This is a genomic window from Paeniglutamicibacter quisquiliarum, from assembly GCF_019084045.1.
In the GTDB taxonomy this organism is placed as follows: domain Bacteria; phylum Actinomycetota; class Actinomycetes; order Actinomycetales; family Micrococcaceae; genus Paeniglutamicibacter; species Paeniglutamicibacter quisquiliarum.
In genome coordinates, this window is the sequence record NZ_JAHRED010000003.1 from 367,879 (window position 1) to 392,411 (window position 24,533).

The 24,533-nt window shown below is 67.1% G+C and carries 21 protein-coding genes and 1 tRNA gene; 18 read left to right on the forward strand and 4 right to left on the reverse strand.

The annotated features are described in order from the left end of the window. Position 1: 1 nt before the first annotated feature. The 4 genes from KRR55_RS08345 to sdhC are packed head-to-tail and all read right to left on the reverse strand — an operon-like array spanning position 2 to position 3,475. Positions 2–784 (reverse strand): succinate dehydrogenase iron-sulfur subunit, encoded by a 783-nt coding sequence (locus KRR55_RS08345; protein WP_132362053.1) that lies wholly within the window; start codon positions 782–784, stop codon positions 2–4. After that, the gene (gene sdhA / locus KRR55_RS08350) at positions 784–2,571 is read right to left on the reverse strand and encodes a succinate dehydrogenase flavoprotein subunit (RefSeq protein ID WP_217388613.1); all 1,788 of its coding nucleotides are present in this window, start codon (positions 2,569–2,571) and stop codon (positions 784–786) included. The genes KRR55_RS08345 and sdhA overlap by 1 nt, the downstream gene beginning before the upstream one ends. 58 nt (positions 2,572–2,629) lie before the next feature. After that, positions 2,630–3,076, reverse strand: a complete 447-nt coding sequence (locus KRR55_RS08355; protein ID WP_217388614.1) for a succinate dehydrogenase hydrophobic membrane anchor subunit — start codon at positions 3,074–3,076, stop codon at positions 2,630–2,632. Positions 3,077–3,079: 3 nt separating this feature from the next. Continuing rightward, entirely contained in the window at positions 3,080–3,475 is a 396-nt protein-coding gene (gene sdhC, locus KRR55_RS08360) for a succinate dehydrogenase, cytochrome b556 subunit (RefSeq protein ID WP_217388615.1), read from the reverse strand. 251 nt (positions 3,476–3,726) lie between these two features. Here sdhC and KRR55_RS08365 point away from each other — a divergent pair, with 251 nt between their 5' ends. The 18 genes from KRR55_RS08365 to KRR55_RS08450 all read left to right on the forward strand — a co-directional run bounded on the left by KRR55_RS08365 (position 3,727) and on the right by KRR55_RS08450 (position 24,319). Continuing rightward, positions 3,727–4,839: a mannose-1-phosphate guanylyltransferase gene (locus tag KRR55_RS08365; protein WP_217388616.1), complete on the forward strand. Its 1,113-nt coding sequence runs from the start codon at positions 3,727–3,729 to the stop codon at positions 4,837–4,839. A gap of 192 nt (positions 4,840–5,031) precedes the next feature. Beyond that, a complete protein-coding gene (locus KRR55_RS08370) occupies positions 5,032–6,237 on the forward strand; it encodes an amidohydrolase (RefSeq protein WP_217388617.1) in 1,206 nt (401 codons plus the stop codon). Positions 6,238–6,514: 277 nt separating this feature from the next. Beyond that, complete coding sequence (locus KRR55_RS08375; protein WP_217388618.1) at positions 6,515–7,606, forward strand: BMP family lipoprotein; 1,092 nt, start codon at positions 6,515–6,517, stop codon at positions 7,604–7,606. 205 nt (positions 7,607–7,811) lie between these two features. After that, a complete protein-coding gene (locus KRR55_RS08380) occupies positions 7,812–9,368 on the forward strand; it encodes an ABC transporter ATP-binding protein (RefSeq protein WP_217388619.1) in 1,557 nt (518 codons plus the stop codon). Positions 9,369–9,403: 35 nt separating this feature from the next. Continuing rightward, entirely contained in the window at positions 9,404–10,627 is a 1,224-nt protein-coding gene (locus KRR55_RS08385; protein ID WP_336245073.1) for an ABC transporter permease, read from the forward strand. Between the two features lie 68 nt (positions 10,628–10,695). After that, positions 10,696–11,907, forward strand: a complete 1,212-nt coding sequence (locus KRR55_RS08390) for an ABC transporter permease (RefSeq protein ID WP_217388732.1) — start codon at positions 10,696–10,698, stop codon at positions 11,905–11,907. 10 nt (positions 11,908–11,917) lie between these two features. Next, a complete protein-coding gene (locus KRR55_RS08395; protein ID WP_217388621.1) occupies positions 11,918–12,334 on the forward strand; it encodes a cytidine deaminase in 417 nt (138 codons plus the stop codon). 44 nt (positions 12,335–12,378) lie between these two features. Beyond that, positions 12,379–13,695 carry a thymidine phosphorylase gene (locus tag KRR55_RS08400; protein WP_217388622.1) on the forward strand — a complete coding sequence of 439 codons (1,317 nt, stop codon included), beginning with the start codon at positions 12,379–12,381 and terminating at the stop codon, positions 13,693–13,695. 201 nt (positions 13,696–13,896) lie between these two features. Beyond that, on the forward strand, positions 13,897–14,619 hold the full coding sequence (locus KRR55_RS08405; RefSeq protein WP_217388623.1) for a DedA family protein: 723 nt from the start codon (positions 13,897–13,899) through the stop codon (positions 14,617–14,619). 99 nt (positions 14,620–14,718) lie between these two features. Next, positions 14,719–15,912: an adenosine deaminase gene (locus tag KRR55_RS08410; protein WP_217388733.1), complete on the forward strand. Its 1,194-nt coding sequence runs from the start codon at positions 14,719–14,721 to the stop codon at positions 15,910–15,912. A gap of 291 nt (positions 15,913–16,203) precedes the next feature. Then, positions 16,204–16,923: a MazG nucleotide pyrophosphohydrolase domain-containing protein gene (locus KRR55_RS08415; protein ID WP_217388624.1), complete on the forward strand. Its 720-nt coding sequence runs from the start codon at positions 16,204–16,206 to the stop codon at positions 16,921–16,923. A gap of 100 nt (positions 16,924–17,023) precedes the next feature. Then, positions 17,024–18,304: a phosphopyruvate hydratase gene (gene eno, locus KRR55_RS08420; protein WP_217388625.1), complete on the forward strand. Its 1,281-nt coding sequence runs from the start codon at positions 17,024–17,026 to the stop codon at positions 18,302–18,304. Positions 18,305–18,446: 142 nt separating this feature from the next. Then, complete coding sequence (locus KRR55_RS08425) at positions 18,447–19,355, forward strand: FtsB family cell division protein (protein WP_217388626.1); 909 nt, start codon at positions 18,447–18,449, stop codon at positions 19,353–19,355. Positions 19,356–19,396: 41 nt separating this feature from the next. After that, positions 19,397–20,113 carry a DUF501 domain-containing protein gene (locus KRR55_RS08430; RefSeq protein WP_217388627.1) on the forward strand — a complete coding sequence of 239 codons (717 nt, stop codon included), beginning with the start codon at positions 19,397–19,399 and terminating at the stop codon, positions 20,111–20,113. Beyond that, complete coding sequence (locus tag KRR55_RS08435) at positions 20,110–21,066, forward strand: Ppx/GppA phosphatase family protein (protein WP_217388628.1); 957 nt, start codon at positions 20,110–20,112, stop codon at positions 21,064–21,066. The genes KRR55_RS08430 and KRR55_RS08435 overlap by 4 nt, the downstream gene beginning before the upstream one ends. A 31-nt stretch (positions 21,067–21,097) precedes the next feature. Next, positions 21,098–22,606: a S8 family serine peptidase gene (locus tag KRR55_RS08440; RefSeq protein WP_217388629.1), complete on the forward strand. Its 1,509-nt coding sequence runs from the start codon at positions 21,098–21,100 to the stop codon at positions 22,604–22,606. Positions 22,607–22,695: 89 nt separating this feature from the next. Next, positions 22,696–24,069 carry an NAD(P)/FAD-dependent oxidoreductase gene (locus KRR55_RS08445; RefSeq protein WP_217388630.1) on the forward strand — a complete coding sequence of 458 codons (1,374 nt, stop codon included), beginning with the start codon at positions 22,696–22,698 and terminating at the stop codon, positions 24,067–24,069. Positions 24,070–24,237: 168 nt separating this feature from the next. Next, a tRNA-Leu gene (locus KRR55_RS08450) sits at positions 24,238–24,319 on the forward strand. The last annotated feature ends 214 nt before the right edge of the window (positions 24,320–24,533 follow it).

Consider the following 24,533-nt stretch of genomic DNA (forward strand, 5'->3'; position numbering starts at 1 on the left):
CCTAGATGGAACGGGCCAGGATTGCCTGCTTGACCTCGGCGATGGCCTGGGTCACCTGGATGCCGCGCGGGCATGCTTCGGTGCAGTTGAAGGTGGTGCGGCAGCGCCACACGCCTTCCTTGTCGTTCAGGATCTCCAAGCGCATGTCGCCTGCATCATCGCGCGAGTCGAAGATGAAGCGGTGTGCGTTGACGATTGCCGCAGGGCCGAAGTACTGGCCATCGGTCCAGAAGACCGGGCAGGAAGAGGTGCACGCGGCGCAGAGGATGCACTTGGTGGTGTCCTCGAACTTGGCGTGGTCCTCTGCCGACTGGTAGCGCTCCGCCGAGGGCTCGTGGCCCTTGTTGATGAGGAACGGCATGATCTCGCGGTAGGACTGGAAGAACGGCTCCATGTCGACGATGAGGTCCTTTTCAAGGGGAAGGCCCTTGATGGCTTCAACGGTGATCGGCTTGGAGTGGTCCAGGTCCTTGAGCAGGGTCTTGCAGGCCAGGCGGTTGCGGCCGTTGATGCGCATGGCATCGGAGCCGCAGACGCCGTGGGCGCAGGATCGGCGGAAGGACAGTGAACCGTCGTGGTCCCACTTGACCTTGTGCAGGGCGTCCAGCACGCGGTCGGTGCCGTACATGGTCAGCTCAAAGTCTTCCCAGTACGCGTCTGCGGTGGTCTCCGGCAGGTACCGGCGGACGCGCAAGGTGATGTTGAACTGCGGGATTTCTCCGCCGCCGCCAACACCTGGCTTCAGCTCAATCTTCGATGCTGGTTCCGGAAGTTCCGTGCTCATTAGTACTTACGCTCCATCGGCTGGTAACGGGTGAAGATAACGGGCTTGGTTTCCATGCGGATGCCGGAAATGCCCTCGGTGGTGGCCGTTGCATCGCGGTAGGACATCGAGTGCTTCATGAAGTTCTCGTCGTCGCGGTTCGGGAAGTCCTCGCGGTAGTGACCGCCGCGGGATTCCTTGCGGTACATGGCGGCCGCGGTCATGACCTCGGCCATGTCCAGCAGGAAGCCAAGCTCGATGGCCTCAAGCAGGTCGAGGTTGAAGCGCTTGCCCTTGTCCTGGACCGCCACGTTCTTGTAGCGCTCGCGCAGTTCCTCGATGACCACCAGTGCCCGGTCCAGCGAGTCCTTGTCGCGGAACACCTGGACGTTGGCGTCCATGATGTCCTGCAGTTCCTTGCGCAAGACTGCCACGCGCTCGGTTCCGGTGGAGTTGATCATGGCATCGATCTGGTCCGTGGTGAACTTCTCCGGATCCTCGGGAAGCTCCACGTACTCGGCGCCCAGGGCGTACTTGGCCGCGGAGATGCCGGCGCGCTTGCCGAACACGTTGATGTCCAGCAGCGAGTTGGTGCCCAGGCGGTTGGAGCCGTGCACCGAAACGCAGGCGACCTCGCCGGCGGCGAAGAGGCCCGGGATGACGGTGTCGTTGTCCTGGAGGACCTCGGCGTCGATGTTGGTCGGGATGCCGCCCATGACGTAGTGCGCGGTCGGGAAGACCGGCACCGGATCGGTGTACGGCTCCACACCCAGGTAGGTGCGGGCGAACTCGGTGATGTCCGGGAGCTTGGCGTCGATGTGCGCCGGCTCCAGGTGGGTCAAATCGAGCAGGACGTAGTCCTTGTTCGGGCCGCAGCCGCGGCCCTCGCGCACCTCGTTGGCCATCGACCGGGCGACGATGTCACGCGGTGCGAGGTCCTTGATAGTGGGCGCGTAGCGCTCCATGAAGCGCTCGCCCTCGGAGTTGCGCAGGATGGCGCCTTCGCCACGTGCCGCCTCGGAGAGCAGGATGCCCAGGCCGGCCAGGCCGGTCGGGTGGAACTGCACGAATTCCATGTCCTCGAGCGGGATGCCCTTGCGGAAGGCGATGCCCATGCCGTCACCGGTGAGGGTGTGGGCGTTGGAGGTGGTCTTGAAGACCTTGCCGGCGCCGCCGGTGGCGAAGATGACGGACTTGGCCTGGAAGACGTGGAGTTCGCCGGTGGCCAGGTCGTAGGAAACCACGCCTGCAACGCGCTTCTGCTTGTAGGCGGTGCCGTCCTCGCGGAAGGCATCCTCCTCAACCATGAGCATGTCCAGGACGTAGAACTCGTTGTAGAACTCGACGTTGTGCTTGACGCAGTTTTGGTACAGCGTCTGCAGGATCATGTGGCCGGTGCGGTCCGCTGCGTAGCACGCGCGGCGCACGGCGGCCTTGCCGTGGTCGCGGGTGTGGCCGCCGAAGCGGCGCTGGTCGATCTTGCCCTCGGGGGTGCGGTTGAACGGGAGGCCCATCTTTTCCAGGTCGAGCACCGCGTCGATGGCTTCCTTGGCCATGACCTCGGCGGCGTCCTGGTCAACCAGGTAGTCCCCGCCCTTGACGGTGTCAAAGGTGTGCCATTCCCAGTTGTCTTCTTCTACGTTGGCCAAGGCCGCACACATGCCACCCTGCGCCGCACCGGTGTGCGAGCGGGTTGGGTAAAGCTTGGTGAGAACGGCCGTACGTGCGCGCTGGCCGGATTCGATGGCCGCGCGCATGCCTGCGCCGCCTGCTCCGACGATCACGACGTCGTACTTGTGTACCTGCATACCTGATGCTCTCTTTTCTTGAATTCTCTGCTTCGGCGAACGAACGGGGAGCCGAAGATTACTGGCAAGCCGGGATGGAGTTACCGGCGATGCAAGGATCGAAGGTGAAGATCACCAGGGTGCCCAGGACGACGATGACGATGGTCGCGACGTAGAGGATGCCCTTGAGCCACACGCGGGTGGCAGGCTTCTCGGCGTAGTCGTTGATGATGGTGCGCACGCCGTTGGTGCCGTGCAGCATGGCCAGCCAGAGCATGGCCAGGTCCCAGAACTGCCAGACCGGGTCGGCCCACTTGCCGGCCACGAAGCCGAAGTCGATGGCGTTGATGCCGTCGCCGACCATGAGGTTGGCGAAGAGGTGCCCGAAGATCAGGACGACCAGTGCGACGCCGGAGAGGCGCATGAAGAGCCACGCGACCATTTCGAAGCTGCCGCGCGACTTGCGTGCACGGTTGTACTTCGGATCAATGCGCTGGCTGCGGGGTGCAGCGATATCTGCCGACATGGGTTAGTGACCTCCAAAGGCGAGTGACAGGTGGCGGATGGAGAATGCCACCATGGTGATGACCCAGAGGGCCAAAACGCCCCAGAGCATCTGGCGGTGGTACTTGGTTCCCGACTTCCAGAAGTCGACCAGGATCAGGCGCAAGCCGTTGAACGCGTGGAAGACGATGGCGGCGACGAGGGCGGTTTCGCCCAATGCCATCAGCGGGTTCTTGTAGGTGGACATGACCGCGTCGTAGGCGCCGGGGGAAACCCGGACCAGGGACGTATCGAGCACGTGAACCAAAAGGAATAAGAATATTACGACACCTGTTACGCGGTGCCCCACCCAAGACCACATGCCTTCATGGCCGCGGTAGAGGGTGCCTGACGAAGCCTTCGACACTGAATTAACCTCCATGACTCGCAAGGGCGCATGTGTATCTTCCACACAATAAATTGACGCCTTGGTGCGAGCGTTCCTTGCCCGATCTTAGACCACCTTGGACGGGGGTGCCCATTCTTTCCGTGTGCCGTGTGAGTAGGCTCACCGGATGAAAGGGCGGATCGGCTAAACATCCGGGAAATGCGCGAAATACATTAGATTCCAATGCCCTATTTCGTTGGCGGCCAACACCGCATTCTTCGGGTTCATCCACTAGCCTTAGTCGGATGAACGCTGAACTCTTGGCACGATTCCACGGGGTCATCCCTGCCGGTGGTGTCGGCACCCGCCTGTGGCCGCTCTCGCGCGCCGCTGCCCCGAAATTCCTCCACGACCTGACCGGCTCGGGCTCGACGCTGATCCGTGCCACCTACGAGCGGCTGATCCCGCTGGCGGGTGACAACATCATGGTGGTCACGGGGCGCGCTCACCGCACCGCGGTGCTGGCGCAATTGCCCGAGATCGAGGACCTGAACCTGGTTCTTGAGCCGGACCCGAAGGACTCCGCCGCCGCCATCGGCCTGGCCGCGGCGATCCTCTACCTGCGCAACCCCGAGACCATCATGGGCTCCTTCGCGGCGGACCAGGTGATTGTTCCGGTCGAGGTATTCCAGGAAGCCGTGCGCGAGGCCATCCACACCGCGGCCACCGGCAAGATCGTCACCATCGGGATCCGCCCCACCCTGCCGTCCACCGGCTTCGGCTACATCCGGGCAGGGGAGCGCATGGAGATTTCCGGCGCGCCCACCGCACGCGACGTGGTCGAGTTCGTGGAAAAGCCCGACGAGGACACGGCCCGCCGCTACCTGGCCGACGGCGGCTACCTGTGGAACGCCGGCATGTTCGTCGCCCCGGTGTCGCTGATGCTCGAGCACCTGGAGCGCAGCCAGCCCGAACTGCACGCGGGCCTCATGGAAATCGCCGCGGCCTGGGAAACCGGCGACCGCGTGGCAACCATCGACCGCATCTGGCCGACGCTGCCCAAGATCGCCATCGACTACGCCGTGGCCGAGCCGGCCGCCGCCGCCGGCGACGTGGCGGTGATCCCCGGGGTGTTCAACTGGGACGACGTGGGGGACTTCGCCGCCATCGGCCGGCTGAACCCCGCCAGCGAGAAGACCGGCGTCACCGTGGTCGGCGCCAACGCCCGCGTGTATTCGGACAATGCCACCGGCGTGGTGGTCACCGACTCCAAGCGCGTGATCGCCCTGATCGGAATCCACGACGTGGTCGTCGTCGACACCCCCGACGCGCTGCTTGTCACCACCAAGGAGCATGCCCAGTCGGTCAAGGGCACGGTGGAAAAGCTCAAGGAGGAAGGCGTCGTCGACGTCCTGTAGGCCAGGGGCCGGAATTTTCCGGCCCCCTTCCGATGCCCCGCCGGCGGCGCCGGTCCCGCGTTCGCCCCGGGGCACTTTGTTCCGGCGCGAACGGGCGCGCATTAAAGAGGTGCACGTGAGCGGGGCAACAATTCGAAGCGGACTGCACAAGCTCAGGTCCCAGCGCGTATTGTCGGTTAGGTGCGCACGAGTATGAATGAAGACCTGAAACTGCCCTCCGTCAAGCCCTGGGTCAAGCCCCTGGTTGACGAGCTGGTGGCATTCCGTCGAGAGGTCCATGCGAACCCGGAGCTCTCGTTCGCCGAATACAAGACGACCGAACGCATCCTCACCCGGCTGCGCGACGTGGGCCTGCACCCCGTGGCCCTGGAGGACACCGGCGCGTACGTGGACATCGGGTCGGGGCCCATCGCCCTGGGGTTGCGCGCCGACATCGATGCGCTGCCGATCCTGGAGGAAACCGGGCTGGACTACGCCTCGGTGGTGGACGGGGTCGCGCACTCCTGCGGACACGACATCCACACCACCGTGATGCTCGGGGTGGCCAAGGTGCTCAAGTCCATCGACGACGAGACGCCCCTGGGCGCACGGATCCGCGTGATCTTCCAGCCCGCCGAGGAGAAGATGCCCGGCGGCGCCCTGACGGTCATCGCCGCCGGGGTGCTGGACGAGGTCCCGCGCATCCTGGCCCTGCACTGCGAGCCGCGCATCGACGCCGGGAAGATCGGCACCCGCATCGGCGCCATCACCAGCGCGAGCGACACCATCAAGATCGAGCTGACGGGCAGGGGCGGGCACACCTCCCGCCCGCACCTGACCGAGGACCTGGTCTTCGCCATGAGCCAGATCGCCACCAACGTGCCCGCGGTGCTGGGCCGGCGCATCGATGTGCGCAGTGCCGTCTCGGTGGTCTGGGGGCAGATCCACGCCGGAAGCGCACCCAATGCCATCCCCGCCACCGGCTACCTGGCCGGCACCATGCGCTGCCTGGACGGCGAGGCGTGGAAGGGTGCCGGGGACCTGCTCGACGAGGTGGTGCGCCAGGTGGCAAGCCCCTACGGCGTCGAGGTCAAGCTCGAGCACATCCGCGGCGTGCCCCCGGTGATCAACACGGAGGAGGAGACGGACCTTATCGAGGATTCGGCGCGCGCCGAGATCGGCTCGTCGGCCATTGTGCTCACCCCGCAGTCCATGGGCGGCGAGGATTTTGCCTGGATGACCAGCATGGTGCCCGGCGCCATGATGCGCCTGGGCACACGCACCCCGGGCGGGGAGGACTACGACCTGCACCGCGGGGACTACATTCCCGACGAATCGGCCATCGAGGTGGGCGTGACGGTCATGGCCGCGGCGGCGGTCCGGGCGATTGCCCAGCTGAAACTGGCTACCGAGGAGTAGCCCCGGGTCGTAGAGTTATCTGGTTGTAACATTTTTCGTCATTACGTTAAGCGTTTTACCGGTTAGGCTATGTGGTTGTGAAGCCGTTCTTTCCGAACGTGCCCTGTCCCACATAGCTGGTTCCGGGCGCGCATGCGGGGGAGTTGCGGATTCATGCCGGCACCACAGGTGGCCGGCGGCAGTGCACCACCGATCGTGGGCATGGATTCCGGCCAGGGAGCCCCTGGGAGTCCGGGCCACGGTACTTGTAGCTCGTAACTATATGGAGGAAATCCCTATGCGCAACATCAAGCGCAAGACCGGTATGGCTGCTGCCGTGCTCGGCATTTCTGCACTCGTCCTGACCGCCTGCGGCGCCGCACCCGAGGAAGGCGAGGGGCCGAACGCCTCCTCGGACTACCTGGGCTGCATCGTCTCCGACTCCGGCGGATTCGACGACCAGTCGTTCAACGAATCCTCCTTCCGCGGCCTGACCCAGGCAGGCAAGGACCTCGGATTCACGCCCAAGAGCGCCGAGTCCAAGGCCAACTCCGACTTCGCCACCAACCTCAACGGCATGATGGTCGCGGACTGCAACCTGACCCTCACCATCGGCTTCCTGCTGGGCGACGCCACCAAGGCCGCGGCCGAGGCGAACCCGGAAAAGCACTTCGCGATCGTCGACTTCAACTACGACAAGCCGATTGCGAACGTCAAGCCGATCGTCTACGACACGGCCCAGGCCGCCTACCTGGCCGGCTACGCCGCCGCCGCGCAGTCCAAGACCGGCAAGGTCGCGACCTTCGGCGGCATCAAGATCCCGACTGTCACCATCTTCATGGACGGCTTCGCCGACGGCGTGGACAAGTTCAACGCCGACAAGAACAAGAACGTGAAGCTGCTGGGCTGGGACAAGGACAAGCAGGACGGCACCTTCACCGGCGACTTCGAGAAGCAGGACAAGGGCAAGCAGGTCACCAACAACTTCCTGGACCAGGGCGCGGACGTCATCATGCCCGTCGCCGGTCCGGTCGGCAAGGGTGCCGGCGCCGCCGTGAAGGCCGCCAACGCCGCGGGCAAGTCCGCCGCACTGGTGTGGGTCGACTCCGACGGCTTCCTGACCGCCCCCGACTACAAGGACGTCATGCTGACCTCGGTCATCAAGACCATGGACAAGGCCGTCGAAGACGTCGTCACCGCCGACAAGAACGGCCAGTTCGACAACACCGCCTACGTCGGCACGCTGGAGAACACCGGTGTCGCCCTGGCCCCGTTCCACGACTTCGATTCCGAGGTCTCCGCGGAGACCAAGGCCGAGCTCGAGGCCCTGAAGGCAGGCATCATCGACGGCTCGATCAAGGTCGAATCGAAGGCCAGCCCCAAGTCCTAGCACCGGCACACCCGGCGGGTTGAAGGCAAGCATCACCACACGGCGCGCTGCCGGCCCCCTGCTCCCCACCCCTGGTGGGAACGGGCGGGGGCTGGCGGTGCGCCGTTGGCCTGCATAGTCTTGGAACCAGCCGGCACGGGCAATGCGGCGGAAGCCCCCCCCAGGGGAGTTCCGCCGGTATCTGACAACCAAGAATGGTGGTGTCGTGAAACTCGAACTCCAAGGAATCTCCAAGGCGTTTGGATCGTTCTACGCCAACGAGGACATTGACCTCGTCGTCGAAGAGGGGCAGATCCACTGCCTGCTCGGCGAGAACGGTGCCGGCAAATCAACGCTGATGAACGTCCTCTACGGACTCTACGAGCCGACGGCCGGACGCATCCTCGTCGACGGCAAGCCCGTCGCCTTCCGCGGACCGGGCGACGCCATGGCCGCCGGCATCGGCATGGTGCACCAGCACTTCATGCTGGTCCCCGTCTTCACCGTGGCCGAGAACGTCGCCCTGGGCGCCGAATCCACCAAGGCCGGCGGCTTCCTCGACCTGGAGGTCACTCGGCGGAAGATCCGCGAGATTTCCGACAAGTACGGCTTCGACGTCGATCCCGACGCCCTGGTCGAGGACCTGCCGGTGGGCGTGCAGCAGCGCGTGGAGATCATCAAGGCACTGGTGCGCAACGCCGAGGTGCTGATCCTCGACGAGCCCACCGCCGTGCTGACGCCGCAGGAAACCGACGAGCTGCTGGACATCATGCGCCAGCTCAAGGCCAACGGCACCTCCATCGTCTTCATCTCGCACAAGCTGCGCGAGGTCAAGGCGGTCTCCGACGTCATCACCGTGATTCGCCGCGGCCGCGTCGTGGGCGATGCCGCGCCCGATGCGGAGACCACCGAGCTGGCCTCCATGATGGTGGGCCGCGCGGTCAAGCTCACCATGGACAAGGACCCGGCCAACCCCGGGGAGGCGACCTTCAAGGTCAAGAACCTCACCGTCACCTCCGCCACCGGCCAGCGCGTGGTCGATGACCTGAGCTTCGAGATCCGCCGTGGCGAGATCCTGGCCATCGCCGGGGTCCAGGGCAACGGGCAGACCGAGCTCACCGAGGCGATCCTGGGCATCCAGGACCGCGTCGCCGGGTCCATCACGCTGGAGGGCAGGGAACTGCTGGGCCGGAGCGTCAAGCAGATCCTGGGCGCCGGCATCGGCTTCGTGCCCGAGGACCGCACCGTCGACGGGCTGGTCTCCGACTTCAGCATTGCCGAGAACCTGGTCCTTGACCTCTACGACAAGGCACCCTTCGCGAAGGGCATCTCCATGCGCCCGGCCGAGGTGGCGAAGAACGCCGCCGCGCGGGTCGCCGAATTCGACGTGCGCACCCCCTCGGCCGACAACCTGGCCTCCTCCCTCTCGGGCGGCAACCAGCAGAAGGTCGTCATGGCCCGCGAGCTCTCCCGCCCGCTGCGCCTGTTCATCGCCTCCCAGCCCACCCGCGGCGTCGACGTGGGCTCCATCGAGTTCCTGCACCGCCGCATCCTGGCCGAACGCGACGGCGGCACCCCGGTGATGATCGTGTCCACCGAGCTCGACGAGGTGCTCCAGCTTGCGGACCGCATCGCGGTGCTCTACAAGGGACGGCTCATCGGCATCGTGGACGCCGGCACCCCGCGCGACGTGCTGGGCCTGATGATGGCGGGCGTCGCGCCGACCGAGGCCGAAAAGGCACACCAGGACACCCCCGACGACTTGGAAGGAGAGATCGCGTGAGCCAGAGCGAACTATCCCCGGGCAGCCCGCCCCCGATACACGCCAACACCATCGACGAGAAGCCGCACGGCACCTGGGAACGGATCACCCGGGGTCCGGGCCTCGTCTCGGTCCTGGCCGTGTTCGTGGCCCTGGTGCTCGGCGGCCTGCTGATCGCCGCTACCGACCCCAAGGTCGCCACGACCGCCGGCTACCTCTTCTCTCGACCCTCGGACTTCTTCCAGGCCCTGTGGGCGGCGGGGACCGACTCCTATGTTTCGCTTTTCCAGGGCTCGATCTACAACTCGCGCCAGGGCTTCGAGCCGTTCCTGGAGACCCTCACGGTCTCCACGCCGCTGATCTGCGCCGGCCTCGGCGTCGCGCTGGCCTTCCGCGCCGGGCTGTTCAACATCGGTGCCCAGGGCCAGATCATCATTGGCGCCGTCATGGCCTCCTACGCGGGGTTCGCCTGGCACCTGCCCATTGGCCTGCACCTGCTGCTGGTCATCCTCATGGGAGTGGTGGGCGGCGCCGTCTGGGGTGGGCTGGTGGGCCTGCTCAAGGCCCGCACCGGTGCCCACGAAGTGATCCTCACGATCATGTTCAACTACGTGGCGCTGTACTTCCTCGACTTCCTGCTGAACACCGAGGCCTTCCAGCGCCCGGGCGAGAGCAACCCGATCTCTCCGGTCATGGACCCCAGCGCCGTCTTCCCGGCGCTGCCCGGATCCCGCCTGCACCTGGGATTCGTCATGGCCATCGCGCTGACCCTGCTGGTTTCCTGGATCCTGAAGCGTTCCACCATCGGCTTTGAGTTCCGCGCCGTGGGCGCCAACCCCGCCGCGGCCCGCACCGCCGGGGTCAATGTCGCCCGCTCCACCATCCTGGTCATGGCCCTGGCCGGTGCCCTGGCCGGCGCCGCGGGCGTGGCCCAGGTGGCCGGCACGGAAAAGGTGCTAACCGCCGGCATCGCCGCCTCGCTCGGCTTCGACGCGATCACCGTGGCGCTGCTGGGCCGCTCCACCCCGTGGGGCACCTTCCTCGCCGGCCTGCTCTTCGGCGCCTTCCGCGCCGGCGCGGTGACCATGCAGATTTCCACCGGCACCCCCATCGACATCGTCCTGGTCGTCCAGTCGCTGATTGTGCTCTTCATCGCCGCGCCGCCCCTGGTGCGTGCCATGTTCGGGCTGAACCGCAAGGCGAAGTCCAGGCCGCCGACGAAACCCAAGCACGCGGCGCCCGCGCCCGCTGCACCCGCAAGCCAAGGAGGTGGCGCGTGAGCGCTCCGGCCCCCACCCTGTCCGCCACGTCCCCGGTGCTCGCGCCGGTGGCCTGGAAGACCCCCATCATGCTCTCGGCCATCGGGCTGCTCTCGCTGGTGTTCTTCGGCTTCAACGGCTCGGACCAGAGCGCGACCTTCGGCATCTCCACCGGTGGCGACGTGTTCACGTTGCCGGACCTGGTGGTCCCGGGCATCGCCACCGGAATCGTGCTGGGCCTGGGGATGTGCGTGCTGGCCGGGTACTCGATCTTCCTGGCCCGCGAACACCGCCCGACCCCCGGCTGGGTGCCGGTGGTCTTCGCCGCACTGTTCATCTTCGCGTTCCTCGTCTGGGTCGTCTCCGGCGCCCGCACGCCGCAGATTTCCCTGGCCGGCTTGATCGCCGGGTCGGTGACCCTGGCCGTGCCGCTGGTCTTCGGCTCGCTCTCCGGGGTGTTGTGCGAGCGCGCCGGCGTGGTCAACATCGCCATCGAGGGCCAGCTGCTTGGCGGCGCCTTCAGCGCCGCGATCATCGCCTCGGTGACAGGCAGCCCGATGCTCGGCCTGCTCGCCGCCGCCGTGGCGGGCGCGCTGGTCTCGGTGGTGCTGGCGATCTTCTCCATCAAGTACGTCGTCAACCAGATCATCGTCGGTGTGGTGCTCAACGTGCTGGTCTCGGGCATCACCGGATTCCTATTCACCACCGTGATGCAGTCGGACCCGGAGCTCTACAATTCCCCTGGCCGCCTGAGCGTCATCGAGATCCCGGTGCTCTCGGCCATCCCGGTCATCGGGCCGATCCTCTTCCGCCAGTCCATCGTGGGCTACCTGATGTACATCGCCGTAGCGGCAGTGTGGATCGGGCTGTTCAAGACACGCTGGGGCCTGCGCGTGCGCGCCGTGGGCGAACACCCCAAGGCCGCCGACACCTTGGGCATCAAGGTCAACACCACCCGCTTCGTCAACGTGGTCCTGGGCGGGGCGATCGCCGGCATCGGCGGCTCCTTCTTCACCCTGGTGGCCATCGATTCCTTCACCAAGGAAATCTCCGGCGGGCGCGGCTTCATCGCCCTGGCCGCGGTGATCTTCGGGCGCTGGAACCCGATTGGCGCGTTCTTCGCCGCGTTGCTCTTCGGCTTTGCCGACAACCTGCAGTCGATCCTGACCATCATCGGCACCCCGGTGCCCAGCCAGTTCATGGCGATGCTGCCCTACGTGGTCACCGTCTTTGCCGTGGCCGGGCTGGTCGGCAAGTCCCGGGCCCCGGCCGCCGACGGCGAACCCTACGTGAAGGGCTAGGGGGAAATCCATGGATGATTCGCACCCGGCCCTGCCGCACGTGGGCGAGGCCCAATGGGAGGCCCTGCGCCTGGCTGCCGTCGCGGCCATGGAGCGGGCCTACGCGCCGTACTCGAACTACCGGGTCGGCGCCGCGGCGCTGACCGAGGACGGGCGCATCGTCTCTGGCTGCAACGTGGAAAACGCCGCCTACGGGGTCACCCTGTGCGCCGAATGCAACATGGTCGGCGAGCTCTTTGCCACCGGAGGCGGCAAGCTGCACGCCTTCTACTGCGTGGACGCCGCCGGCGCCCCGCTGATGCCCTGCGGGCGTTGCCGGCAGCTGCTCTTCGAACACCGCGGGCAGCAGATGCAGCTGATGACCCCGCGCGGCATCCAAACCATGGACCAGGTGCTGCCCGACGCGTTCGGGCAGCACAACCTCTAGGCCGCAGCCCCGCGCCAGCGGGCAGGCGTCCGGATCAAGGAAGAATGATGAGCACCGAGAACTTTGACGCCGTTGACATCATCCGCACCAAGCGCGACCGCGGCACCCTCACCGCCGCGCAGATCGACTGGACCATCGACGCCTACACCCGCGGGGTGATCGCCGAGGAGCAGATGGCGGCGCTGAACATGGCGATCCTGCTCAACGGGATGGACCGGGCCGAAATCTCCCGCTGGACCACCGCCATGATCGACTCGGGGCAGCGCATGGACTTCTCCACGCTGCGGACCCCCGCCGGCATCGCGATGCGCACCACCGACAAGCACTCGACCGGCGGGGTGGGGGACAAGATCACCCTGCCGCTGGCGCCGCTGGTCGCCGTCTTCGGCGTTGCCGTCCCGCAGCTCTCGGGCCGCGGCCTGGGGCACACCGGCGGCACGCTGGACAAGCTCGAGGCCATCCCCGGCTGGCGCGCGGAGCTGACCCACACGGAAATGATGAAGCAGCTTTCCTCGGTTGGCGCCGTCATCTGCGCCGCCGGCGCCTCCCTGGCCCCGGCGGACAAAAAGCTCTACGCGCTGCGCGATGTCACCGGCACCGTGGAATCGATCCCGCTGATCGCCTCCTCGATCATGAGCAAGAAGATCGCCGAGGGCACCGGCGCGCTGGTGCTGGACGTGAAGGTCGGCTCCGGCGCCTTCATGAAGAACCTTGCCGACGCCCGCGAGCTGGCGCGCACCATGGTGAACCTGGGCACCGACGCCGGGGTGAACACCGTGGCGCTGCTGACCAACATGGACACCCCGCTGGGGTTCACCGCCGGCAACGCCATCGAGGTCACCGAATCCATCGACGTGCTCGCCGGGGGAGGCCCGGCCGACGTGGTGGAACTGACCATCGCGCTGGCCACCGAGATGCTCGCCGGTGCCGGGATCACCGACGTGGACGTCGCGGCCGCGCTGAAGGACGGCAGGGCCATGGACAAGTGGCGCGCCATGATCGCCGCGCAGGGCGGGGACAACGGCGCGCCGCTGCCGGTGGCCAGGGAATCGGACATCGTCTACGCGCAGGCCGACGGGGTCATCACCTCCCTGGACGCCATGGACGTGGGCGTTGCCGCCTGGCGCCTGGGTGCCGGACGCGCCCGCCGGCAGGACCCGGTGCAGGCCGGGGCCGGGGTGCGCCTGCATGCCAAGCCCGGGGACGTGGTGCGTCGCGGTGCGCCGCTGGCCACCATGCTCACCGACACCCCCGAACGCTTCGAGCGGGCGCGGGAACTGCTCGAAGGGGCGGCGACCATCGCACCGGCCGGGAGCCGGCCTGACATGGCGCTTGTCATCGACAGGATCACCGCTTCCTGACCCTTCCCCGGCCCCGGGCACCCGGGGGCCGGAACATGGTCCGAAAGGACGAGGCGCGGCCCGCGGGATTCAACCCGCGGAATGATGCACGATGCGGGGGAAATGCGGGAGAATAAGAGCCAAGTGGCTCTTGGACTTATTTACACGCCGCGCCTTGGGGCTTCCAGCGGTGCGCGCCAAAGCAATGGAAAGCCGGTTTAAGTGGACCTGATCAATGAGGCCATCGTTCACGCGGCCAACGCGTGGTGGATCCTGCCGATCGTTTGCCTCTTTTGCTTCATCGACGGGTTTCTCCCCATCCTGCCCTCGGAAACGCTGCTCGTCGCCCTCGGGGTCGTCGCGGCCGGGACCGGGATCCCCAACGTCTACCTGCTGATCCTTGCCGGTGCCGTCGGGGCGATCACCGGGGACCAGATGGCGTACCTGCTGGGCAGGCGCATCGGCACCGAGCGCTTCGGCTGGATGAGGCGCCCGCGCATGCAGAAGCTCTTCGCCTTTGCCCGCCGCGAGCTGAACATGCGCGGCGCCATGCTGATCTTCACCGCCCGCTACGTTCCCATCGGGCGGGTGGTGGTGAACCTCAGCTCCGGGGCCACCGGCTTCTCGCACCGGCGCTTCACCGTGCTGGACGTCGCGGGGTGCCTGACCTGGTCCAGCTATTCGGTGGCCATCGGCGTGGTGGCGGGCGCCTGGTTCCACGACAACCAGCTGCTGGGGATCGTCCTCTCGGTCGCACTGGCCATCGTCATGGGCTACCTGATCGACAAGCTTTCCCACGCCGTCCTGGTGCGGACCGGACGCCGCATTTCCGAGCGGGAAGACCGCCTCGCCGCCGGGGCCGCACACGCCGTCCAGTCGCCGCGCCCGGTGCGCGTTCCGGGAGAGGACCCCGAGCCCGAGCCAATGGTGTCGGACGGCAACTGAAACACCGCGGAAGCGTTGGATGAACATTTGCCCCAACACCACTTGGGCCCACTGTTGGAACCCGTCGCGCCCCGCTAGGCTGGGCGGGTGACTGACGAGATGATCCACATTGCATATGACCCTTCCTTCGACTTCCGGGCCCTGCCCAAGGTATCCCTGCACGACCACCTCGACGGGGGATTGCGCCCGCAAACCATCATCGAGCTGGCCGCCGCGGCGGGCCACGAGCTTCCCTCCACCAATGCCGAGGAACTCGGTGCCTGGTTCCGGGCCTCGGCGGACTCCGGTTCGCTGGAGAGCTACCTGGAAACCTTTGACCACACCATTGCCGTGATGCAGACCAAGGACGCGCTCCGCCGCGTTGCCGGCGAATTCGTCGAGGACCTCGTCGCCGACGGCGTGGTCTACGGCGAGGTTCGCTGGGCGCCCGAGCAACACCAGCGCGAGGGCCTGTCCCTGGACGACGTCGTCGAGGCGGTGCAGGCCGGGCTCGAGGAGGCCAGCACCCGGATGACGGAGGCCGGCACCCCGATCCAGGTCGGCCAGGTGCTCACCGCCATGCGCCACGCCGACCGCGGCGTCGAGATCGCCGAACTCGCGCTGCGCCACCGCTCCCGCGGCGTCGTTGGCTTCGACATCGCCGGTGCCGAGGAGGGCTTCCCGCCCTCGCGGATGAAGAAGGCCTTCGACCTGCTGGCCGAGAACTTCTTCCCGACCACGGTGCACGCCGGGGAGGCAGCCGGCCTCGAATCCATCCGCGACGCGCTGATCACCGGCCGCGCCCAGCGCCTGGGACACGGCGTGCGCATTGCCGAGGACATCGAAATCCAGTACGGCGGAGTCGACGACGACGGCGATGAGGTCGGGGAGGACACCGGCCTGGTCAACCTGGGCCCGGTGGCCAACTGGGTGCGCGACCGCGGCATCGCCCTGGAAATCTGCCCGTCCTCCAACCTGCAGACCGGCGCCACCGCCGCGTTCGGCGAGGGCATAGAGTCCCACCCGGTGGACCTGCTGATCCAGACCGGCTTCAACGTCACCATCTCCCCGGACAACCGGCTGATGAGCGGCACCACCATCTCTGACGAGTTCGAACTGCTCGTCGAGGCCTTCGACTACGACCTCGAGGACCTGATGGACCTCACGCTGAACGCCGCCGAGGCAGCGTTCCTTCCCCTGGAGGAGCGCGAGGCCCTGGTTGACTTCATCAACGAGGCCTACGACGCGCTCAACGACGAAGACGACGACGACGACCTCGAGTACGAGGACATCGACGACGAGGACGAAGACTAGGGGACAACCCAAGCGGGAGCCGGCAGCAACCGGCACCCGCCACCGACTGCCGGTGCGCCCATGCCCCTTCCGGGGCACGGATGCGCCGGCATCGGCGATTAATGCCGCCGGGCGCCGCCCACTGGTTCATCCCGCCGCTGTGAGGGACACCGAATCCCGCCGCCGGGCGGCGTCGGCAGGGATTCGGATATCGTTGGATGCGGGCAACGCCGCCCAGGGGTTTTCCACGCACCGCGCCGCCGCAGGCGCACGGCATGCGGGAACCTTCGCCGCAGCAGGGGAGTAGCAACAGTGAGTGAGCAGGTCGACCGTCTCGTTGACATCATTTCCCAACTTCGCGAGCACTGCGCCTGGACCGCGGCGCTGACCCACGAGTCGCTCGTCCAGTACCTGCTCGAGGAATCCTACGAACTCACCGAGGCCATCGAGACCCACGCCCCGGACGGGGAACTGGAAGCCGAGCTCGGCGACATCCTGCTCCAGGTCGTCCTGCATGCCGCCATCGGGTCCGAACGGCGGGCCTTCGACCTGGAGTCGATCGCGGCCTACCTGGGCGCCAAGATGATTCGCCGCAACACCCACGTCTTCCAGGCCGACGGCAGCCTCAGGGAGAGCTTCCCCGACTCGATCGCCGAGATCATCGAGTCCTGGGACCGGGCCAAGCGAGCCGAAAAAACGCAAAACGAATCGGCCGCAGCGGGCCTGCCCTCCAACCTGCCGGCCCTGCTGTACGCCCAGACATTTCTCTCCCGCACCGCCCGCCACGCGGCAATCACCGAAACCCGGGATGAACCCGGCGCCGCGGGGAAGCGGGACATCCAGGATTCTGTCCGCTGGGGGGAGCCGCCGCAAGGCGGCATCCCGGAAAGCGAACAGGAATTGGGCGAGCACCTGCTCGCCCTGTGCGCCATGGCCCAGGCCCAGGGGCTCGACGCCGAACGGGCCCTGCGCAACGTCGTGCAACAGCGCATCGCGCAGGCCGGGGCCGAAACGCACGAAACCCTTTCGTGAACTGAGTCTCACCCAAGCTAGGCTTGGGGCAGGCAACGGCGCCTGCATCATGCAGTTCACGTTTGACTAACATCCACACCCCTTGAAGGAGTACCTTCCCATGGCATTGATTGAAGCCATTCACGCCCGCGAGATCCTCGATTCGCGCGGCAACCCAACCGTTGAGGTTGAGGTTTTGCTGTCCGACGGCTCGATGGGCCGCGCAGCAGTTCCTTCCGGTGCATCCACCGGTGCCTTTGAGGCAGCAGAGCGCCGCGACGAGGATCCCAAGCGTTACCAGGGCAAGGGTGTTCTCGGCGCCGTCGCAGCGGTCATCGAGGACATCGGCGAGGCCATCGAGGGCATGGACGCCACCGACCAGCGCGCCATCGACCTCACGATGATCGACCTGGACGGCACGTCCAACAAGTCCAAGCTGGGCGCCAACGCCATCCTGGGCGTCTCGCTGGCAGTGGCCAACGCCGCCGCCGAATCCGCGAACCTGCCGCTGTACAAGTACCTGGGCGGCCCGAACGCCCACGTGCTGCCGGTTCCGCTGATGAACATCCTCAACGGCGGCTCGCACGCCGACTCGGATGTCGACATCCAGGAATTCATGATCGCCCCGATCGGCGCCTCGACCTTCTCCGAGGGCCTGCGCTGGGGCGTTGAGGTCTACCACAACCTCAAGTCGGTGCTCAAGGAGAAGGGCCTGTCCACCGGCCTGGGCGACGAGGGCGGCTTCGCGCCGAACCTGCCGTCCAACCGCGCTGCCCTGGAACTTATCACCGAGGCCATCACCCGCGCCGGGTACACCCCGGGGCAGGACATCGCCCTGGCCCTGGACGTTGCCTCCTCCGAGTTCTTCGAGAACGGCACCTACCAGTTCGAGGGCAAGTCGATCTCCGCGCAGGAAATGAGCGACTACTACGCCCAGCTGGTTGCCGACTTCCCGCTGGTCTCCATCGAGGACCCGCTGGACGAGGACGACTGGGAAGGCTGGAAGACCCTCACCGACGCCATCGGCGACAAGGTCCAGCTGGTGGGCGACGACCTGTTCGTCACCAACCCGGAGCGCCTGTCCCGCGGCATCGAGACGGCCACGGCCAACTCGCTGCTGGTGAAGGTCAACCAGATCGGCTCGCTGACCGAGACCCTGGATGCAGTGTCCATGGCGCAGCGCGCCGGCTACACCACCATCACCTCGCACCGCTCGGGTGAGACCGAGGACACCACGATCGCCGACATCTGCGTTGCCACCAACGCCGGCCAGATCAAGACCGGTGCCCCGGCCCGCTCGGAGCGCGTGGCCAAGTACAACCAGCTGCTGCGCATCGAGGAAGAGCTCGGCGACGCGGCGGTTTACGCCGGTGCCGGGGCCTTCCCGCGTTTCGGTGCCTAGCACGGCGTAATTACACGTAGGCTCGTGGGGGAACTATTCTTGGTTCCCCCACGAGTTTTTGTGTTAACCCCCGAAAGCTCGCCACCACGAACCAACCGGGGCCATGCGAAACGGGCTCCGGCATTACCGGGCAAGGAGTCAGATGGCCGCGCGACGTCCCCCCAGGCCACGCTCCGGGGCCTCGGCCCACAACCCCGCACGCGAGGCCGAAACCGGTCCCGGCCAGGGTGCAGGTCCCCAGGCCAACGCCCCGGGTGCCGCGCCCAAGCGGCCGCGGCCCTACCGCGAGACGCAGCCGGGCTCCGCTGCCGCGGCGCCCCGGAACGCCACCCCGGGCCCGGCGGCCAATGCTCCCCGCGCCAAGGTCATTCCGCTTGGCCCGGTGACCCCCTCCGGCAAGGCAACGCCCGGCACCCCCAGGTCCGGCAAGGCCCAGCCGGCTGCTGCCAAGGCTTCGCCCGCGAAATCCCCGTCCGGGCCGACAGGTCCCAAGGCCGCTTCCAAGCCCAAGACTGGCGCCAAGGGCGGCGGGTCGCCGCGCTCCAGGGCCACCGCCTCGCAGCGGCGCATCGAAGACCGGAACCTGCTTTCCGGGGCGGTGCGCAAGGACGAAAAGGCGGCCCAAAAGACCGAGCGCAAGGGCCCCGACGGTCCCAAGAAGCCCATTCCGGCACGCAGCTTTTCCGGTCGCCTGCTGGCACTGAGCATCGCGCTGTCGGTCTTCGCCGTCCTGCTGGTCCCCAGCATCGGCACCTATGCGCGCCAGCGCGACGAAATCGCGGCGCTGCGCACCTCGATTGCCGCCATGCAGGCGGAACAGGAAGCCCTCAAGGACCAGATCGCGCGCTGGGACGATCCGCTGTACATCAAGCAGCAGGCCCGCGACCGGATAAACTTGGTCATGCCGGGCGAACGCAACTACATGGTCGTCGGCTCCCGGCCGGCAGACGACGTGCCGGGCGAGGCGAACCAAAGCCCCGAGGAAGTCCGCACCGACCTTCCCTGGGTCGATGCGCTCTTTGACTCGGTGCAGCGCGCCGCCACCGACTGAGCCTGCACCAACCCCCTGACCTGACCCACCGACGCGAGGAGATGCTCCCAACCGTGGACGCCGCGAACCAAAACCACGAAGCACTTGATGCTGCAGCACGAGTGCCCAGCGCCGCAGACCTGGAGACGCTTTCCCGCCAACTGAACCGCCCGGTGCGCGATGTCGTGGAAATCGGCGCCCGGTGCGTCTGCGGGAACCCGCTGGTGGCCACCACCGCGCCCCGGCTGTCCTCCGGGATCCCGTTCCCCACCACGTACTACCTGACGCACCCGGTCATCACCGCCGCGGTCTCGCGTCTGGAGGCCGGCGGCCTGATGAACGAGATGAACGCGGAACTCGAGCAGGACCCGGCGCTGGCCGAGGCCTACGCCCAGGCCCACGAGCAGTACCTGGCCGTGCGCGACGCCATTGGCGAACGCTCCGGCACCGGTGCCGTCCCGGAAATCGCCGGCGTCTCCGCCGGCGGCATGCCCACCCGCGTCAAGTGCCTGCATGTGCTGGTCGGCCACTCGCTGGCCGCCGGCCCCGGCGTGAACCCGCTGGGGGACAGGGCGCTGGAGGCCATCGCCGAATGGTGGACCAAGGACGTTTGCCGATGCGCCGGCGCCTGGGACACGCAGGCCCCGGCCCCGAGCCAGGACCGCTCGCGCCACGTGAAGACGCAGGCCGTTGACCCGGCCGTGAAGAAGGCCGAGCGCGCCGCCGCGCGGGCCGCCCGCGAGGCCGCCGCCGACACGAAGGAAACCCCCGGAGCATGACACGCGTCGCCGCCATCGACTGCGGCACCAACTCCATCCGCCTGCTCATTGCGGACACGCACGACACACCCAACGGCCCGGCGCTCACCGACGTGCTGCGCCAGATGCGGGTGGTGCGCCTGGGCCAGGACGTGGATGCCACCGGCGAATTCGCGCCGGAGGCACTGGAGCGCACCTTTGCCGCCATCGACGAATACGCGCAATTGATCCGCGAACACGGCGCCACCTCGATCCGCTTCGTGGCCACCTCCGCCACGAGAGACGCGAGGAACCGCGACGAGTTCGTCGCCGGGGTGCGCGAGCGCCTGGGCGTCGACCCGGAGGTCGTGCCCGGCGAGACCGAGGCCGCGCTGTCCTATGCCGGGGCCGCCTCCGTGGCGCCGGCCGCCCCCGGAACCCACATCCTGGTCATCGACCTCGGCGGGGGATCGACCGAGTTCGTGCTGGGCAACGGCCACGGCCCGGTGGCATCGCGCAGCATGGACATGGGCTGCGTCAGGCTGACCGAGCGCTTCTGGCGCCTGGAAAACCCCACGCCCGAATTGATCGCCGCTGCCCGCGCCCAGGTCAACGCGGTGCTCGACGAAGTCCAGCGGGATGTCGACTTCTCCCTGGTGGACCGGATCGTGGGCGTTGCGGGGACCATCACCACGCTTACCGCCGCCGCGCTCGGCCTTGAGAAGTATGACTCGACCCTCATTCACGGTGCCGAGGTCGGCTTCGACAAGCTCGAATCAGCCGTCGCTTTCATGCTCGAGGCCGAACGCGAAACCCGCGCTTCACTAGGGTTCATGCATCCCGGTCGGGTGGATGTCATTGCCGCGGGCGCGCTGATCTACGGGTGCATCCTGGAACGGGTGGGGCAGGCGAGCTCCGGGAGGATCACCACCGCCACGGCCTCGGAGCACGATATTCTGGACGGAATTGCCCTGGGACTTGGCACAAGCAACTGAGAACCGCCGCCGCAATCCCCGTCCACGCACCATGCTAGGAGAACCCTTGAGCCACAGACTGCGCCGCGTCGCCGCCACGGTCCTGACCCTGGCGCTCTGCATGTCTGCCGCGCTCACCGCGGCTCCGGCCGCGCAAGCGGATGCGGCCCGCGACGGGCAGTGGTGGCTTCAGGCCTCGGGCATCTCCAAGGCGTGGGGTGTCTCGAAGGGGGCGGGTGTCAAGGTCGCCGTCATTGACACCGGCATCGACAAGACCCACCCTGACCTGCGCGGCGTGGTGAGCGGCGGCACCGACGTCTCGGGGGCCGGAAACGCCGACGGCTCGAAGCCGCTGGGCACCCTTCCGGAACACGGGACGCTCGTGGCAACGCTGCTGGCCGGCCGCGGCAACAACAAGGCGGCGATCGCAGCGGCCAAGGCCGATGCCGAAGCGCAAAAAATCGCCTACGAGAAGGCGGTGAAATCCGCCAAGGAAGCCAAGGAAGATCCGCCCCCGGCACCGGAGGAAATCAAGATCCCGAAGCCGGGCCCGGGTCCCGACGGGATGCTGGGGGTGGCCCCGGAGGCCGAGGTGCTCTCCGTCTCGCTGTGGATGGGCACCGAAAACCCCGCGGGGATCTCCGTGGAGAACCAGGTTCCCGCGGCAGTGAAATGGGCCGTGGACAGCGGCGCCAAGGTCATCAACATCTCCCTGGGTTCCACCCAGCCTGACTGGCCGGTCAGCTGGGACACCGCGTTCAAGTACGCCGAGGACAGGGACGTGGTCATCGTCGCGGCGGCGGGCAACCGCGCCGGCGGCATGAAGCAGGTCGGGGCGCCGGCGACGATTCCCGGCGTGCTCACCGTGGCGGGCATCGACCGCAAGGGCAAGGCCAGCGTCGATTCCTCCACCGAGGGCATCAGCATCGGCGTGGCGGCTCCCGCCGACCCGCTGGTCGGAGGGCTGCCCGGCGGCCGCTACGCCGACTGGTCGGGCACCTCCGGCGCGGCCCCGCTGGTTGCCGGTGTGGCGGCCATGATCCGCTCCAAGTATCCCGAGATGAAGGCCCCGCAGGTCATCAACCGGATCCTGTCCACCGCGCGCGATGCGGGGGCACCGGGCGTCGACAACCTGTACGGCCACGGCATCCTCGACGCCTACGCGGCACTCACCGCGCCCGTCGCCGAGGTCAAGGCCAATCCCATGAACACCATCACCGAATGGATCCGGGTGCACCGCCGCGGCCCGCAGGTCAATACCGCGCCCACCGGTGACCCGGGCATCTCCACGGAGAAATCCAGCGTCAAGCCGATTGCCGCGCCCGCCCCGCAGGCGCCGGGGGACGACGTCGGCTTCCTGCCGCCGCTGCTGGTACTGGGCTTTGGCGGGCTGCTGGGGCTCACCGTCCTGGCCGGGACCCTGCATTTCGCCCGTTCCCGGCACCGGGCCGCCGTTGCCGAATCGGCCAAGAGCGCGCCGGTTGCCGCGCTGAAGCTCGGCGACCGCCCCGGGACCAAGGACATTTTCGACGAGCTTCCGGAGTCCGGCCCGGACGCCTGAGGGCCGCCTGGAAATAGTGGTGATTGCCACGCCATTGGCCGCTAGTGAAGACTTTCACAAACGGTGTTTTTGGGGATAGGATGGGCTACATGCCTATCACTACACAATTTTCCGACCGCCCGCGCATTCTTGTCGTTGGCGGCGGCTACGTTGGACTTTACGTAGCCATGAAGCTGCAGAAGAAGGTCAAGGACCACGGCGGCATCGTCACCGTTGTCGACCCGCTTCCCTACATGACCTACCAGCCCTTCCTCCCCGAGGTCGCCGGCGGACAGATCGAACCTCGCCACGCGGTGGTCTCCCACCGCCAGCACCTCAAGCACGCAGAACTGATCACCGGCCGCGTCTCGGCCGTCGACCACAAGAACAACAAGGCCGTCATCGTGCCGGTTGTCGGCGAGCCCTTTGAGCTTGAATACCGCGACGTCGTGATGGCCGCCGGTGCCGTCACCCGCACCTTCCCGATCCCCGGCCTCGCCGACACCGGCATCGGCCTGAAGTCGATCGAGGAAGCCGTTGCCCTGCGCAACAAGATCCTCGAGCGCATCGAATCCGCCTCGCTGATGACCAACGCCACGGAGCGCAAGCGCGCCCTGACCTTCGTCGTGGTCGGCGGCGGCTTTGCCGGCATCGAGACCATCGCCGAGATCGAGGACATGGCCCGCCACGCCGCCGCCCTGAACGGCCGCATCGGCAAGGACGAGCTGCGCTTCGTGCTGGTCGAGGCCATGGGCCGGATCATGCCCGAGGTCACCGAAGACCAGGCGCTGTGGGTTGTCGACCACCTGCGCAGCCGCGGCATCGAGGTGCTGCTGAACACCTCCCTGGCCAACGCCGAGGAAGGTGTCCTGGCCCTGATCAACATGCCTGACAAGTCCGACGCGGAGACCTTCGAGTCCGACACCCTGATCTGGACCGCCGGCGTCATGGCCAACCCGATGGTGCGCTCCACCGACTTCCCGATCGAGGCCCGCGGCCGCGTCATGACCGGCACCGACCTGCGCATCACCGGCGAAGACGGAATCGCCATCGAGGGCGCTTGGGCAGCCGGCGACGTCTCGGCCGTGCCCGACGTGACCGGCGGACTGCCCGACGGCACCTGCGTGCCCAACGCACAGCACGCCGTGCGCCAGGCCAAGCTGCTGGCACACAACCTGTACGCCACCCGCTACGGCGTGGGCCAGGTCAAGAACTACAAGCACAAGAACCTCGGCGCGGTAGCCGGATTCGGTGCCAACAAGGGCGTCGCCAAGGTCATGGGCCTCAAGCTCAAGGGCTGGCCCGCCTGGATGGCCCACCGCGGCTACCACGGCATGGCCATGCCGACCTTCGAGCGCAAGTTCCGCGTCCTGGGCGACTGGATGGTTGCGCTGTTCTTCCAGCGCGACACCCTGCAGCTGAACAACCTCGAAACCCCGCGCGCCACCTTCGTGGAGGCGGCAACGCCGAAGCCGCGCGCCTAGCAGCGACGGACTGAGGGCGGCGGCAACACGCCATGGATCCCGGGCACCAAAGTGATAGGCCCACGGCCCGGGAACCCAGGATGACTTTGCCGCCGCCCTTTCCCATGCATTGCGGGCAACCGGTCGTTTCTCAACCGAGGGGACGATCTTGTACGCTTGGTGCAGTAGGCCCCCATGGTGGAATTGGCATACACGGCTGACTTAAAATCAGCTGCCGAAAGGCTTGTGGGTTCGAGTCCCACTGGGGGTACAAAACGAAAGGCTCCTGTTGTCCCGAATTTGCGGGAGAGCAGGAGCCTTTGTTTTCCCGGCTGCAATCCGGGCCTCATTTTCGGATGCCGCGACAGCCGAAAATGACGGGGATGCCGCCCATGTTGCCCTAAAAGCCACAAGCTACACGCTAAAACCCAAAAAGGTGGTGATTTGGGGATTTATTGGTCTGCATCGAGCGTTCTACCAACGTA

Coding starts and splice junctions, on each gene's coding strand:
- KRR55_RS08395 (WP_217388621.1), top strand. CDS start 11,918: ATGGATGATTCGCACCCGGCCCTGCCGCACGTGGGCGAGGCCCAATGG.
- KRR55_RS08440 (WP_217388629.1), top strand. CDS start 21,098: ATGCTAGGAGAACCCTTGAGCCACAGACTGCGCCGCGTCGCCGCCACG.
- KRR55_RS08365 (WP_217388616.1), top strand. CDS start 3,727: ATGAACGCTGAACTCTTGGCACGATTCCACGGGGTCATCCCTGCCGGT.
- KRR55_RS08345 (WP_132362053.1), bottom strand. CDS start 784: ATGAGCACGGAACTTCCGGAACCAGCATCGAAGATTGAGCTGAAGCCA.
- KRR55_RS08400 (WP_217388622.1), top strand. CDS start 12,379: ATGATGAGCACCGAGAACTTTGACGCCGTTGACATCATCCGCACCAAG.
- KRR55_RS08430 (WP_217388627.1), top strand. CDS start 19,397: ATGCTCCCAACCGTGGACGCCGCGAACCAAAACCACGAAGCACTTGAT.
- KRR55_RS08425 (WP_217388626.1), top strand. CDS start 18,447: ATGGCCGCGCGACGTCCCCCCAGGCCACGCTCCGGGGCCTCGGCCCAC.
- KRR55_RS08435 (WP_217388628.1), top strand. CDS start 20,110: ATGACACGCGTCGCCGCCATCGACTGCGGCACCAACTCCATCCGCCTG.
- KRR55_RS08410 (WP_217388733.1), top strand. CDS start 14,719: ATGATCCACATTGCATATGACCCTTCCTTCGACTTCCGGGCCCTGCCC.
- sdhA (WP_217388613.1), bottom strand. CDS start 2,571: ATGCAGGTACACAAGTACGACGTCGTGATCGTCGGAGCAGGCGGCGCA.
- KRR55_RS08355 (WP_217388614.1), bottom strand. CDS start 3,076: ATGTCGGCAGATATCGCTGCACCCCGCAGCCAGCGCATTGATCCGAAG.
- KRR55_RS08445 (WP_217388630.1), top strand. CDS start 22,696: ATGCCTATCACTACACAATTTTCCGACCGCCCGCGCATTCTTGTCGTT.
- KRR55_RS08375 (WP_217388618.1), top strand. CDS start 6,515: ATGCGCAACATCAAGCGCAAGACCGGTATGGCTGCTGCCGTGCTCGGC.
- sdhC (WP_217388615.1), bottom strand. CDS start 3,475: ATGGAGGTTAATTCAGTGTCGAAGGCTTCGTCAGGCACCCTCTACCGC.
- KRR55_RS08390 (WP_217388732.1), top strand. CDS start 10,696: ATGCTCTCGGCCATCGGGCTGCTCTCGCTGGTGTTCTTCGGCTTCAAC.
- KRR55_RS08370 (WP_217388617.1), top strand. CDS start 5,032: ATGAATGAAGACCTGAAACTGCCCTCCGTCAAGCCCTGGGTCAAGCCC.
- eno (WP_217388625.1), top strand. CDS start 17,024: ATGGCATTGATTGAAGCCATTCACGCCCGCGAGATCCTCGATTCGCGC.